The 14,571-nt window shown below is 41.9% G+C and carries 12 protein-coding genes; 1 reads left to right on the top strand and 11 read right to left on the bottom strand.

What is annotated here, in order from left to right; all coding sequences use genetic code 11:
- Window positions 1-21 precede the first annotated feature (21 nt).
- The 9 genes from AAEU28_RS16225 to AAEU28_RS16185 form a co-directional block, all read right to left on the bottom strand.
- Window positions 22-2,514, bottom strand: coding sequence for a flagellar hook-length control protein FliK (locus AAEU28_RS16225; RefSeq protein WP_421965067.1), 2,493 nt, complete (start codon window positions 2,512-2,514; stop codon window positions 22-24).
- 86 nt (window positions 2,515-2,600) lie between these two features.
- A complete protein-coding gene (gene fliJ / locus AAEU28_RS16220) occupies window positions 2,601-3,044 on the bottom strand; it encodes a flagellar export protein FliJ (protein ID WP_421965066.1) in 444 nt (147 codons plus the stop codon).
- On the bottom strand, window positions 3,044-4,375 hold the full coding sequence (gene fliI, locus AAEU28_RS16215; protein WP_421965065.1) for a flagellar protein export ATPase FliI: 1,332 nt from the start codon (window positions 4,373-4,375) through the stop codon (window positions 3,044-3,046). The genes fliJ and fliI overlap by 1 nt, the downstream gene beginning before the upstream one ends.
- 18 nt (window positions 4,376-4,393) lie before the next feature.
- Complete coding sequence (gene fliH / locus AAEU28_RS16210) at window positions 4,394-5,212, bottom strand: flagellar assembly protein FliH (protein WP_421965064.1); 819 nt, start codon at window positions 5,210-5,212, stop codon at window positions 4,394-4,396.
- A gap of 3 nt (window positions 5,213-5,215) precedes the next feature.
- Window positions 5,216-6,259 (bottom strand): flagellar motor switch protein FliG, encoded by a 1,044-nt coding sequence (fliG, locus tag AAEU28_RS16205; RefSeq protein WP_130256114.1) that lies wholly within the window; start codon window positions 6,257-6,259, stop codon window positions 5,216-5,218.
- Window positions 6,252-7,958 (bottom strand): flagellar basal-body MS-ring/collar protein FliF, encoded by a 1,707-nt coding sequence (gene fliF, locus AAEU28_RS16200; RefSeq protein WP_421965063.1) that lies wholly within the window; start codon window positions 7,956-7,958, stop codon window positions 6,252-6,254. The genes fliG and fliF overlap by 8 nt, the downstream gene beginning before the upstream one ends.
- Before the next feature lie 21 nt (window positions 7,959-7,979).
- A complete protein-coding gene (fliE, locus tag AAEU28_RS16195; RefSeq protein ID WP_058029194.1) occupies window positions 7,980-8,318 on the bottom strand; it encodes a flagellar hook-basal body complex protein FliE in 339 nt (112 codons plus the stop codon).
- 199 nt (window positions 8,319-8,517) lie between these two features.
- On the bottom strand, window positions 8,518-9,927 hold the full coding sequence (locus AAEU28_RS16190; RefSeq protein WP_421965062.1) for a sigma-54-dependent transcriptional regulator: 1,410 nt from the start codon (window positions 9,925-9,927) through the stop codon (window positions 8,518-8,520).
- On the bottom strand, window positions 9,924-11,060 hold the full coding sequence (locus tag AAEU28_RS16185) for a sensor histidine kinase (protein ID WP_421965061.1): 1,137 nt from the start codon (window positions 11,058-11,060) through the stop codon (window positions 9,924-9,926). The genes AAEU28_RS16190 and AAEU28_RS16185 overlap by 4 nt, the downstream gene beginning before the upstream one ends.
- Before the next feature lie 231 nt (window positions 11,061-11,291).
- Between AAEU28_RS16185 and AAEU28_RS16180 the strand changes: the two genes are divergently transcribed.
- Window positions 11,292-11,897, top strand: a complete 606-nt coding sequence (locus tag AAEU28_RS16180) for a DNA-3-methyladenine glycosylase I (protein ID WP_421965060.1) — start codon at window positions 11,292-11,294, stop codon at window positions 11,895-11,897.
- Between the two features lie 96 nt (window positions 11,898-11,993).
- Here the strand turns inward: AAEU28_RS16180 and AAEU28_RS16175 are convergent, their stop codons facing one another.
- Both AAEU28_RS16175 and AAEU28_RS16170 read right to left on the bottom strand, forming a co-directional pair.
- A complete protein-coding gene (locus AAEU28_RS16175; protein ID WP_421965059.1) occupies window positions 11,994-13,436 on the bottom strand; it encodes a sigma-54 dependent transcriptional regulator in 1,443 nt (480 codons plus the stop codon).
- Window positions 13,437-13,591: 155 nt separating this feature from the next.
- Window positions 13,592-14,368 (bottom strand): hypothetical protein, encoded by a 777-nt coding sequence (locus AAEU28_RS16170; protein ID WP_421965058.1) that lies wholly within the window; start codon window positions 14,366-14,368, stop codon window positions 13,592-13,594.
- Between the last annotated feature and the right edge of the window lie 203 nt (window positions 14,369-14,571).

Genomic DNA, 14,571 nt, shown 5'->3' with positions numbered 1-14,571 from the left:
TCTAATCAATATTAGCAGCTGTTAAGCGTAGTAATCTATGCCAGACTCACTGCTTGATGAATTTGTTCTAGTTTGTTGGCTATTTTGCGCTTGTGATTCCTGATTAGCAAGCTTTGAATTGCCAAGTTCTTGAGCTTCATCAGTACCTTGCTCAGAACTTGAACCGGAATCCTGTTGAATATTACTCTCTCCTAGTTGTATACCTTGTTCAGCGAGCATTTCTTTAAGTTTAGGCATAGATTGCTCTAATGCCTCTTTTGCTTGCTGATTTTGTACAACAAAGTTCACCTGTGCTTGCTCCGCTTCGCTACGAATGCGAATTTGCATACTGCCTAGCTCTGGCGGATCGAGTCGAATTTCCGCTTCTTTATTATTAATATTCAGCATTGCATTTACTTTGTCATGTAATGCTTTTACCGCATCATTTTTCTGCAAGTTAAAAGTTTGAGCAGTATTTGGGTCAGTGCTTGCTTTTTGAGTGACTGATGCACTTTGCTGCGTTTGCGCATTTTGCAATACATTATCAAATTGCTGAACTGATTGAGAAATATCTAAGTCGTGTGTTGATTGCACATTCGCTAATGGTGTCTGCTGTATTATTGACTTAAAAATGTTCTCTGTTTGCGGGCTCATCTCAGCTTTGCGGCCTTGCTTTGCAAACTGCTCATTGTTGGCCTGCATTACATCTGATAAATCAGCCATTGAAACTCGCTCATTCTTTGTTTGTTCTACAGATGCTTGAGCTGTCTCAGATAAACTTTGAGTCGTTACTTTTGTGCTGTTGTAATTTGCTAAATCTGCACTGCCTTTAGTCTGAGTTGCAGTGCCCCCCATAACATTGACAACTTTCTGGTCTGTTTTTTTACTATCTTGACTCTGCATATCATTACTTGATTTAAGTATTGATAGTGTCTGTTCAGCACGTTCCAATTGCACGTCATCTAACTTTCCACTATCAACGGCCTGTTGTAATGAGTGATGTAGGGCAAGTTTCTCTTGGTTTGGCAGCGACTTTATTTGCTGCTCTAAAGCACCTGGGTTGACAGGGGTTTTATCTGCCAAATTTACCACTTTATCTGTAACTCGGTTACTGCCTTCTTGGCGTTCAGTTACTTTATCTAGATGTGTCACTACTTTTGCTTCATTAGAAATAGAAACAGTATCTGCTGTGGGCTCTTTTACAGATTGCTTAAAGTCAGATGTTATTGTATCGACCCTTTTATCAGCGGGTATTTGAGATGATTTATTGTTCTGTTCATTTGATTTCTGAGTAATATTAATATCAGATTTCTTAATCGCATTTAAATCTGACACTTTGTTAACCTCAGCATCTGGTTTCATCTCATTCGTTACCATAAGTGATGGCTTTTCGCTTGATTTAGGTGAAGTTTGCTGTGCCGCTACATTGCTAATTAGCTTTTCACTTTTACTAGCCTGATTGTTAACCGACTCCGTAAGCTCCTCATTCACCTTACCTGACTGAGCAACAGGCTGAGATTGTATTTGTTCATTTAAAATTTGTGGTTTGCCGTTTTTAGATAGACCCTGAGGTTCTTGAGTTGCTTTACTTGCTTTACTTGCTAATAACGATGCAGCGTTGACTTCACCAGTGTCACTAGCTGACTTCTTATCCACTTGCATTTGCCCACCAAGTAATGAAACTAGTTCAGATTTAGCAGACATTACTCTTACCGCTTCATTTTCACCTCGCCCTAAATCTGGCGGTGAAATTTTATCCGCTTTTTTCTCAGTGTTTACAGGCAGAGCGTCTTTACTACTATCAAACTGTGTAAGCACGTCTTTCAATGCTTTTGGCACTGGCGCAAGATGCTGTTTTACATCGGTCGTTTGAGAAGTCGAAGCTTGGATCTGCGCAAGTAGCTTATCAGAGGTTGTAGGCTCAATTTGAGCATTTGTAAGCGTGCCAGTGTGACTAGATGTATTAATATTTTGTTTATTTGGCTTGTCAACTTCAGGTTGTTCGACTTGCCCAGCGTTGAAAGTATTATTATCAGCAACTGGCTTAGTGGTTTGTTGACCTTCTGCACTCACCTGAGCATGATTTTGTTGTCCATGGAAAAAAATACTATTTGCTTTTTGCTCAGTGTCTTTTGTCGTAGCTATCTGTTCTAAGTTTTTTTTCTTATCATCAACAGCTTGTTCACTCGCTTCACTAGTGCTTTCTTCTAAAGGCACTTCTCTCGATTCTATCTGCTCTGAGTGACTGTTAGATAAAGCTTCAGATTTTTTAGACTCAGCCATCATGGGTTTGTCTATATCGCTGACTTTCTCATTATGATCACTGGCTGGCTTTTGAGTTATTTCATCAGTATGTTGTTCATTAGCACTATTTTTGGTAGTGACTTTCGGTGTATCAACATTCGTTGATGCCTTTTCAGCTCGCTCTAACTCTGAATAAAAGGCGCTTTTGTCTGCTTGCTCTTTTTCGCTGGCAAATCGCGCTTTTTCAGCTTGGCTCAATTTTAGATCCACTTCTAATTTTAAATTAAGCATATCTACACCTTTTCAGAGCGGCAAACATAAGCCGCATTAGTATTAAATTCTATATTCTGTAAAAATAAAGCAATATTTAAGCCAAGCTAGCTTGCAACACGTCTCATAAATATATTCGTGGCGAACTCGTCTAATATTTTTTGCTCTGCTTTATTTTCTTTTGCTTGCTTTTCAATAACTTTCTTTTCAATTAACTTTGCAATCGCCTTAGTTTTCGCTTGTTGAGCTAGCCAAAGTTTTCGACGCTGCTCTTCAACTTGTTTCGCCGTTCTCACCGTTGTTGCTTGCTGATTTATCGCTTCTTCAATTTTATTTATGAATGAATTGTACTGTTTAATGCTTTCACAGCTCATACCTTGTTTGGCTTTGTTGTGAAGCTGCTGGCTATACTCCAATCGAAAGTCGTTTAGGCCCTGGAGCTTTTGTTGGTTACTGATAAAGTTTTGTTGCGCTTGAACATAATTAACGCGTAAATTTTCTTCTTTATCGGTCTCAAGTTTGAGTAATAAATCTAATTTATTTTTCGCCATTAGCCTTGCCCTAGTAACTGTGCGAGGCCTTGTAAGCACTCGTCATAACGCAATACATCTTTCATACCTTGCTGCAAGAAACCATTCACTTGCGGCATCATTTGTATGGCTTGATCTAGCATAGGGTCGCTCCCCTGTTGATAAGCACCTAATGTGATCATGTCTTTGTTCTGCTGGTACATTGAGTAAACTTGTTTAAGTACACGAGCCTGCTGCATATGCGGCTCAGAAACCACTTGTGGCATAACTCTACTAATAGACTTTTCGATGTCGATCGCTGGGTAATGGCCGCTGTCAGCTAGTTCACGGGATAAAACAATGTGTCCATCTAGAATGGCACGCGCTGAGTCGGCGATGGGATCTTGCATGTCATCACCTTCACTTAAAACAGTGAAAAATGCCGTGATAGATCCTTGCCCTTCACCTCCATTACCGGCTCGCTCCACCAGCGCAGGGAGTTTTGCAAATACCGAAGGCGGGTAGCCTTTTGTGGCTGGCGGCTCACCGACTGCCAGTGCTATTTCACGCTGCGCCATAGCATAGCGTGTCACTGAATCTAAAAGTAATAAGACATTTAAGCCTTGATCGCGAAAGTACTCTGCTATCGTGACTGCGCTTTCACAACCTTTTAAACGCATCAAAGGAGAAGCATCAGCTGGAGCTGCGACCACAACCGAGCGGCGTCGACCTTCTGGGCCTAAGATTTCATCAATAAACTCTTTTACTTCCCGACCACGCTCCCCCACCAAGCCAACAACAATGACATCTGCCTCACTACCACGGGTCATCATGCCAAGTAAAACTGATTTACCCACACCACTGCCCGCAAATAACCCCATACGCTGGCCTTGCCCAACGGTAATGATCGAGTTTATTGCGCGTACACCCACATCCATAGGTTGGCTGATTGGGCGTCTCGCCAGTGGGTTGATTGGATCTTGTGCAAATTTAAGATAGTGCTCTGCTTCAATGGCACCTAAACCATCTAATGGTCTTCCAAGGCCATCAACAACTCGACCTAATAGGCACATGCCAACTGGTAAACCGGTTTCGTTTAATTGAGGGATCACTCGGGCACCTGGTAATACACCAGAAATGTGATCGTTTGGCATGAGATAAAGTGTATCGCCGTTGAAGCCAATCACTTCGGCATCAACAAAGCCGCGAATGGTTTCGATTTTACATTGACTGCCAACGGGTGCACTCAAACCTCGCGCTTCGAGGGTCAACCCCACCACGCGAGTCAAGCTGCCAGCAACAGGCGTAGCAAATGGCTTAATGTGTTTTTTATAGCGTGTTAAACGCTCAGCTAAAGGACTCTCGACACTCATGCATGATAATTTCTGGTATTAGATACCACTATCATGCAAAAACTTCTCCATAATTTCGGTTAATCGCGTTTTAAGTGTCATATCTATCGAAGACTGGGCTGTTTTTACTTCACAACCGCCTCTGTCTAGTGTTGGTTCAGCCACCAGCTGCCAGTGCTGTTGCTGCAGATGCTCTGCACCATACGCCTCTTCTACTAAACTTAGGTCTTCTGGGTTCAAATGAATTTTGACCGCTTGCTCTCCCATAGGTAAAACATCAATGGCTTTTTTCAGCGCAACTAAAATAAGCTCTGGGTGAGTTTGCAGTTCTTTAAACACCACTTGCTCCGCCAATAATTTGGCAAGGTGAACAAGTTGCTTTTCTACCGTTTCATCTATTTTATTTAGAGGCGCTGCCATACCTTCAATTAGTTGACCTAAGTACTGCAACTTCTCTTCGACTAAAGGCTTGGCATCGTTCAAGCCTTGCTCTTTGCCTATTTCTAAGCCTTCTTTATAACCAGCTTCTTTTCCTTCTGTAACACCTTTATCGAACCCTTCTATATAACCTTGTTCATGACCTTGCTTGATGCCTTCTTCATAAGCGTCTTGACGGATCTGCTCAAGCTCTTCAAGTGTCAGTGTAGGGAATTCTTCTGGCTCTTGCGTTTCTGGTTCATCATCATGCGCATGCTGCTGTTTTTGATAAACTTGCTCAAGTGGTTGCCCAAATGCCGTAGAACGGCCTGAGAACTTGGTCGGATCTTCGCTGACATCCGGAATAGGCCAGCTTTTTAACAATTCATCAATGGCTTCGCCTTCAACCGGCCTGCCTTTATAAAACTTTTTATCACTCATTGATTATAAGAACTCTTCACCGCCGCCACCACCCAACATAATCTCACCTGAATCTGCAAGACGACGAGCTGTAGATAAGATTTCTTTTTGTGCGGCTTCTACTTCACTGATACGCACTGGTGGCATTGCTTCAAGATCATCCGCCATCATCTCAGCTGCACGTTTAGACATATTACCTAAGATCTTGTCTTTCAGTGCATCGTCAGTACCTTTGATTGCTTTCATCAATACATCTTGTTGTACTTCACGCAGAATAGCTTGAATACCACGATCTTCGACATCCATCAGGTTCTCAAATACAAACATCAGATCTTGAATTTGCTGTGACATCTCTTCGTCATGCTCACGGATTGAATCCATTAACTGACCTTCAACATTGGTGTCTAGGTAGTTCATGATATCTGCAGCCGCTTTTAAGCCGCCCATTTTCGCAGCCTGCGCACCAGCTTGACCTGCGAATTGTTTCTCCATGATCTCGTTTAGCTCTTGTAGTGCGGCTGGCTGAACTTCTTCTAAGTTCGCAATACGCATAGTCAAATCTAGGCGGACTTTTTCAGGGAATTGCGACAAAATTTCGGCAGACTGTTCTGGCTCTAAATAACTTAATACGATGGTTTGGATCTGCGGGTGCTCGTTACGAATAATATTGGCAACTTGCTTTGAGTCCATCCATTTCAATGAATCTAGACCTTTCGCTCCAGAGCCCATGACAATTTGGTCAATTAGGCTTGCCGCTTTATCTTCACCAAGAGCAGCCGTAAGTGCTTTTTTAATAAAGTCTTCAGATTGGAAACCTATGGTACTGAAGCTTTGGATCTGCTCAATAAATAGGTTATGAACCGCACTGATCTTAGCTTGTGAAAGGTCGTCTAAGGCTGCCATAGCCATACCGACCTTTTGCACTTGTTTTGGCTCAAGATGCTTTAAAATTTGTGCAGCATCTTCTTCAGTTAAGCTCAGTAATAAGATGGCGGCTTTATCAACACCATCGAGCTTCTCAACATCAAAAGCTGCTGGGAGCTGTTTTTGTTCTTCTTCGTTACTCATCTTCCGTTAACCACGCTTTCACAACTTGTGACGATAATTCTGGTTCATTGGCTACAAGCGCTCTTACTGCTTTCAGTAAGTCTTCGTCGCCGTGTAAGTCTGGTAATTGTAAAGTACCATCTGATGAGAAGCCAACTGCTGATGAATCAAACTCATTATTCAGCATATCTAACGTGCTATCACCTAAGTCTACGCCCGTTGTTAACGCATCTTCATCAAAGTCTTCTAGTGTATCATCTGGGTCAATTAGGCGTTTCAGCATCGGGCGAACAACCGCTAGAATAAGCACGATGATAACCAATGCACCCAATGCTAAACGAACGGTTTTCATAAACCAATCTTGTTCCCAAAGCGGCAGATCTGCTTGCTCAATGATGTCTTCACGAACAAACGGGACAGTTACAACTTCTAGCGCATCACCACGTTGCATATCAAAGCCCACACCACCTTGAAGTAGACGACGAATATTCATCAACTCCTCTTGGCTACGTGGTGCCATTGTCATATTGCCTTCTTCATCTGCTTTTGGCAGATAGTCCACTGCCACAGACACACTGATGCGACGAATAACGCCTGTTTGCTGACGCTTGTGGCTAATAGTTGTATCTAATTCATAGTTACGAGTGGCTTCTTTTTGTGAACGAGAAGGCGATGAACCTTGACCGTTAGCGCCACCTGCAATCTCAGGAATATTTGAATTAACTGGTGGTTGGTTCGATAGCGCGCCAGGAATACCTGCGGTAATACCACCGATGTTGCTTTCTTCAAAGGTCGTTTCGCTGCGTACAGCAGGTAAGTCAGGGTTATAGCGTTTCTGTGTTTCTTCAACCGCGCTAAAGTCCATGGTTAAATCTACTTGCGCGGTATATTTACCTAAGCCCACAACAGGGATAAGAATACTATCAATTTTCTCTAAATATTCTTGCTCACGCTTACGTTCAATTTCGTACTCTTTACGCGAGCGTGCAGCCAGTGAGTCTTGCGAACCTGAATTTAACAAACGACCGTTTTGATCTGTAACGGTTACACGTGCAGGTTCTAAACCTTGCACTGCCGAAGCCACTATATCGACAATCGAATCAACTTCTTCACCACCAAGCGTTCTGCCACGCTTTAAAGTAATAACCACAGTGGCTGAAGGCTTTTTCTCGCGACGCGCAAACACATTCTCTTTTGGAATAGCCAGTAAGACTTTGGCACGATTGATATCTTGTAGCTCTTCGATTGTACGCGCTAGTTGCTGTTCACGACTATGTTTAAGGCGCTCGCGCTCTAAGCGCTGGCTCACACCAAAGCCCATGTCTTGCATCAAGATATCTGTGCCAGAGCTCGGCGCTTGTGTGAACCCATCACGGGCCATTTGTAGTTTTATGGTTTGGTAATCAGTTTCGGCAACCATAATGGTGTTGCCTTCAAGCTCGTACTCAATTTTTTGAGCATCTAGAAAGTCTAGGGTCTGGACTAACTCTTCAGTTGGGTACTGGCCCAGTGGGCGCATATCAGGTTGGCGTGCCCAAATAATAATCGCAATTGCAATTGCCAAACAAATAGCTAAAGCAATGATAATAGTCACCTGGCGAAGCATATCAACGCCACTTAATGCGCTTAAATATCCCGACTTTTGCTCTTGCTGCTCTTCCGAGCCAGCGCCAGCAGTGCCATCGGTTAAAGTCAGATCGGTTGATTGATTCGTTGCCACGGTGCTACTCCACTACCCAGATTAAACTGGCATATTCATGATTTCTTTATAAGATTCTACAAGTTTATTTCTAACTTGTACCGTCGCTTCGAAAGCCACTGATGATTTTTGTGATGCTATCATGACTTCGGCAAGTGAAACACTTCTATCACCCATTTCTAGTGCCGTTACTTTTGACTTAGCATCTTTTTGTAAACCATTTACCGTATTGATTGCGTCTGACAGCAAATCGCCAAATTGTGCTGAAGAAGTCGCTGCGGTTTTTTGTACTGCAACTTCATTGGTTTTAATGGTATTTCTCGTTGCCTCTACTGCCAGAGACTGCATTTCTTGATAAAGAGAGTTTGGTTGGATTTTCATAACACCCACTCCAATAAAAACATATAACCTGTAAAAGCACAAAGCGTGCCACAAATTAACTCTTTGTTTTCAGTGTATTAGGTTTGTTTTATGTGAGTCGACTTTTTGACAATAATACCAATGCAGTTAATTAAGTGAGTTATTTAAGGATTAGTATTAAAAAGAGGCCAAGATTTTGGCCTCTTTCAGAGTTGAAAAATTACGCAGGTAATGGGATCCCCATATCGCGCATTTTAGCGAGTTTATAACGCAAAGTTCTTGGGCTCATACCCAGTACCTCAGCAACGTCTTTACGCTTACCATTACACTTATGAAGCGTATCTAAGATAATTTGATGCTCTTTATCTTGTAATGTCGCTTTGTAATTTGCAGCATCATAATTTTCTGTGTCACTGATTACAGGCTCAACTTGTCGCGCCTGTTGCTCCACATTGATCTGTGGCGACACTTCTGCATTCCTTGAGCTTGTAGATACTAAACTCGGCTGATAGTTTTCAATAAAGATATCTTCACCATGTACAGTATCGCCTTGCTGCAAGATCAAAGCACGTTGAACCACATTATCAAGCTCTCTGACATTACCAGGCCAAGAATGTGATAATAACTTTTGCTTTGCACTATCACTTAATTGCACTGCTGGCTTACCTGCTTTGCTGGTATGTCTTGCTAACAAATGTTCAGCTAACACTACAATATCACCTGGGCGCTCATTCAGTGGCAGCCACATCAGAGGAAAAACATTCAAGCGGTAATATAAATCTTCTCTGAACTTACCTTCAGCCACCGCTTCTTTAAGTTCACGGTTACTGGTCGCCAAAACTCTGACGTCTAAGTCGATGGTTTTTCTGCCACCAAGTCGCTCAACTTCTCGCTCTTGCAACACGCGAAGAAGTTTGGCTTGCAAGCCTAAATCCATTTCGGTGATTTCATCCAATAAAATGGTGCCTTTTTGTGCTTGTTCGAATTTACCCGGACATGCTTGAATAGCGCCTGTGAACGCACCTTTTTCATACCCAAACAAAGTAGCTTCGAGCATATTTTCAGGAATAGCCGCACAATTGATGGCGACAAAGGCTTCATCTTTGCGTTCTGATTTATCGTGAATGAATCGAGCCAATACTTCTTTACCCGAACCACTTGGCCCTAGCACCATAACGCTAGCATCAGATTTAGCGACTTTATTGGCAAGTTCAAGTAATTGCAGACTTTGTGGATCAGCAACCACAGGGCCTTCTGTTTCTTTTTCTTTTGCCGGCATATAGCGACTAACCATATTCAGAAGTACTTCTGGCGCGAACGGTTTTGCCATGTAATCAATGGCCCCCAAACGCATGGCCTCTACTGCATCGTCAATGGTTGCATAAGCCGTCATCATCAGCACAGGCAAATCTGGGTAGTTAAGCTTAATGGTTTTGAGTAAATCCAAACCGCTCATTGCACCCATTTGCACATCACTGACCACAATAGAAAAGGTTTGTTTTTTCAAAAGCATGACCGCTTCTTCGGCAGAGCTCGCCTCAACCGTATCAAAACCTGAAAGTTGAAGTGTATCGATTAATGCTTCTCTTAATCCTGCATCATCTTCAACAACTAAAATTGAATGACTCATACAACCTCCAATTGCTCTGTACTGAATGAAATCGGCAGTAATAAACTAAAACGCGCACCGCCTTGCTCATTATTGGTGACTTCTACTTTACCTTTGTGTGAGTTAGCTACTGAGCTAACAACCGCTAAACCTAGGCCCGTGCCTTGGCTTTTTGTGGTAAAGAAGGGTTCAAATATTTTTTCTGACAGCGCTATATCGACACCGGGACCATTATCCGACACTGAAATTCTGACTCTGTCTGACTCTTCATCACGCGCTGCGCTTAATGTGATGTGCGCATTTTTGCCAATCACTTGAATACTGTTGTGAATTAAGTTTTGGATGGCACTGGCGAGCGCTGTTTTATTACCTAAAATCTCAATGTCTGGTTCTGGTAAATTTACCTCAAGCTCACTGCTATTCATCGCCACCATGGCATCTGCACCCGCTTTCACTTCACTAAGCAGTTGCTGCATAGACACTTTTTCGATCACTTGCTGCTCACCGCTTTTTGCAAACAACAACATATCGTTTACTTGCGATTCGAGATCTTTCAATCTAGACATCAGTTTTTCATGAAAGCGTGAACGAGATGCTTCAGGCACTTTATTACTACCTAAATTAGCTGCATACAGCATAGCTGCCGAAAGTGGCGTTCTAACTTGGTGCGCTAACGATGCAACCATTTTACCTAGAGAGCTCAAACGCTGCATGTGTGCCATACGTTTCTGTAAACGACGGGTTTCTGTTAAGTCGGTCATTAAAATTAATTGACCCGGCTCTGGTGCAAGTGCAGTAATATCCAGCTTGATCAAACGACCGTCTCGCAATGACACTTCGTGTCCATCGTCTTGTTGTGGGCTAAAAGAGCGCTGAATGATATTAAACCACTTTTCACCTTCTAGCGGCTCACCCAACATATCAATGGCAATTTGATTTGCTTTGGCAATCATGCCTTGACCATCGAGTACCACAACACCAGCAGGCATAGTATCAACTAGGTGACTTAACCAACTTGCTTGTTGACGTAAGTCGCTTAATTCCCCCACATAGGCCTCCTGCAGTAAACATGGGTTAAACTCTAAATCAGGTCGACGACTTAGAGGCGTTACTGGAGATAAATGTGATGTCTGGGCTAATTGTGCTAGTGCCATAACGTTAATCTCAAAACTTTAAACTAACCGAATAAAGCAGATTGTGTGCCAAAATTAAAAATCGTTTATTTTCATAAGCTAAGAAGGTTTTTTGATTAAATTTATTAAGTGTTACAATTTTGACACTGTTTTTTTATACAGCCTTATATATACTCTTTTTATACTTGTACCAATCCTCTTAATTAAGTGATCTATTTTGAGGATTGGTATCAATCAACAGGGATACAAAAAATGTGCACACGCTGCCTTTGGCTAGACGAAACAAAACCAGATTACGTTGCTTATCACGATGAAGAATGGGGCATCCCAGTATTTGACGACCAAAAGCTATTCGAATTTATCACCCTTGAATCTGCACAAGCAGGACTGAGTTGGTACACTATTTTGAAAAAGCGCGATGGCTACCGAGCTGCTTTTAAAAATTTTGACGTCAAAAAAGTTGCAGCTATGACAGATGAAGATATAGAACGTTTAATGACTGAGCCAAGCATTGTTCGCAATAAATTAAAAATTGCAGCAACAATCAATAATGCCAAGGCATTTATAAAGATACAGCAGGAGTTTGGTAGCTTCGCGAAATACCAATGGCAGTTTGTTAACAATAAACCGATCGTGAATCAAATACATAGCAGAGATGATTACCCTGCCACCAGCGAGATCAGTGAAAAGTTTGCCAAAGATTTAAAGAAACGTGGATTTAAGTTTTTAGGCCCAACCACCGTTTATGCCCATATGCAGGCTTGTGGTATGGTCAACGATCACGATAATGCCTGCTTTCGAAAGCAAGAAATCATTGATCTATACTGCGATAAAGACTTTGCAAAAGAACTTATGTAAAAAGTCAGAAGATTTAAGAAAATAAGAAAGCGCGTATTGAACGCGCTTTTTACTATAATTCACTGGCTCAGTTACCAATCTCTATTGGTAGTTGAATTAATCTTTATTCAAATTGTACTTTTTCATTTTTTCTACGAGCGTGGTACGACGCACTCCTAAAATTTCAGCTGCACGTGCCACCACGTAGTCGTTTCGCTCTAAAGCTTGCGTAATTAAACTCACTTCTAATTCAGCCAAGTACTCTTTTAGTTCAATGCCTTCGTCTGGCAACAGGCCAAACTGACTTGCAGAGTCATTGAACCCTGAGTCAAATTCAACCGCCCCTTCATCATAGTCGCTAAAGCCACTACTAAATAGCTCATTAAACGCATCTTTTTCAAGTAGCTCTTCAGGATACTCAGGCTCAAATGCTTCAACTTCAATATGGCGATATTTAGTCGGTAAATCAGTGACGTCGACCACCTTTTCAGGGAACATAATCACCATACGCTCAACAAGGTTAGCCAACTCTCGAATATTACCAGGCCAAGGGTGGGCTTTGAGACTCTCAATTGCACGCTCTGTGAACTTAGCTGTGCTACCACTTTGCTCATGCACGCGGCGCATAAGCTCGTTTAATAGTAGTGGAATATCATCTGCGCGCTCATGCAAAGAAGGATTTTCGATAGGGAAAACATTTAACCGGTAAAATAAATCTTCACGAAACTTACCGTCTTCTATCATGGTCTCTAAATTTCTGTGAGTCGCCGCAATGATTCGAACATCAGCCTGTATTGCTTTTGTGCCCCCCACTCGCTCATAACTGCGCTCTTGTAACACTCGAAGCAGCTTCACCTGCATTTGCAATGGCATATCACCAATTTCGTCTAGGAATAAGGTTCCGCCTTGAGCGAGTTCAAAACGACCTTTTCGTGCTGATATAGCCCCAGTGAAAGCTCCCTTTTCATGACCAAATAATTCGCTCTCTAATAAGTCACCAGGAATAGCACCACAGTTAACCGGCACAAATGGCCCAGAGCTTCTTTTAGATAAAAGGTGAACATTTCGTGCAACGACTTCTTTACCTGTGCCTGATTCACCTAAAATCAATACATTGGCATCAGTTTTCGCAACTTGTGAAATTAAAAAACGAACTTGCTTAACCGCTTCAGTTTCACCCACTAAACCATCGAAACTCTTGCCCGCTGTGGCATCAGCTTTATTTGGTAGCATTCGAAGGTATTGCTGAGCATCATGCAATAATTGCATGGTTACATCATGAATAAAGGGCTCTGAGATTAAACCTATCACATTAGCGAGATCTAAAAGAGGTTTGAGTGTTTCGCCTATTAACAAAAAAGGAGTCGCAGGAGAGGCTTTAATGACTTGTTCGTGATCAAGCTCTGCAAGGGCACCGAGGACGACTATGGCATCTTTAGTCTTAGACATCTCTTTCTGAAAATCACTTTCAGAAACCATTTGCGCAGGTTGCCCTACAAAGTTAAGAGCGGCTGATAAGCCATTCGCGCGATTATTATTGTTATCTAAGATTAAAACCATTTAAGGAGTCCAATGCTTCTATCAATGTGACTTAATAAAAGATTGTAAGGGAGTGTGTCAGGGATGCAATACCTAAGTGGCAAGTTTTTGACTCTATCGCCAAAAAAATGCCACTGAGCATGAGGTATATCAATACTTTGTTATTAAAAGATTTATTAACTTAATAACTTATCGATCCCATTTGGTAATGCGTTTGATTGCGCTCTTAATGCAATATCAACATCTAACTTAAGCTGAGACGCAACGCCTTTTGCAGATTCTAATGCATAATCTGTACTTTCAATACGCTCTCGGCCTGCGGTCGACGCAAGCTGTGTTTCCCTGTTTGTATTAATTGATTGATAAATCGAGTTTGAGAAACTAGCCAAATCACTTTGCTGATCACTCACGCCCTCTCTAAGCTCTTTCGCCAATTCAAGAGACTGACCCGCTTTTAGTTGAGATGACACGTCCAAGTTAGATAGCTGCTCCAACACTTGAGACACATCGACTGAGAGAGATTGTGTTTCTCCTTGGTTTGGTGAAACTTGAAATTGGGTTGACTCCCCCGAAAAAACTGGTTTACCTGCAAAGTTGGTAGACTCTATTGTTTGCGCTATACCTGCTTGAAGTTGTTCAACTTCAGATTGAATTGCACTTCTATCACTTGCGGATAAAGCACCACTATTGGCTTGAATAGCGAGGGCTTCAACTCGGTTTAAGTTATCTGTAACGCTTTGTAATGCCCCACCAGCCACCTGCGCAAAAGATACACCATCATTTGCATTTCTTATTGCAACTGTACTGCCACTTTGTTCAGCAATAACGCTTGTGAGGATTTGAATTGCAGCGGCATCATCTTTTGCTGAATTGAGCTTTTTGCCAGAAGCGAGTTTCTCAAAACCACTTTCTAGGCGATTCGCGTTTATAGTGTTAGGTGAACTGATTTTCATATTGACTCCAAACAACATACAAAATCGATTCAAGTATAGTTGAGGTGTTCAAACTATCATCAAATTAAGCCTAGTTTCTTAAATCCTGTTATTAAATATGCTATTTAGTTTTCATATAAGCTAAAGTATTGTTTAATTGTAAGGTTATTCTAAATCAACTTCGCGCAAAGGCTTTCGCAGCGTTGAAAGTGTAAAGATCTAAG

The organism is Pseudoalteromonas sp. SS15 (genome assembly GCF_049257195.1).
Classification (GTDB): domain Bacteria; phylum Pseudomonadota; class Gammaproteobacteria; order Enterobacterales; family Alteromonadaceae; genus Pseudoalteromonas.
The sequence above is the reverse complement of the archived record's forward strand: the minus strand, read 5'-3'. Positions and strand labels throughout refer to the sequence as shown.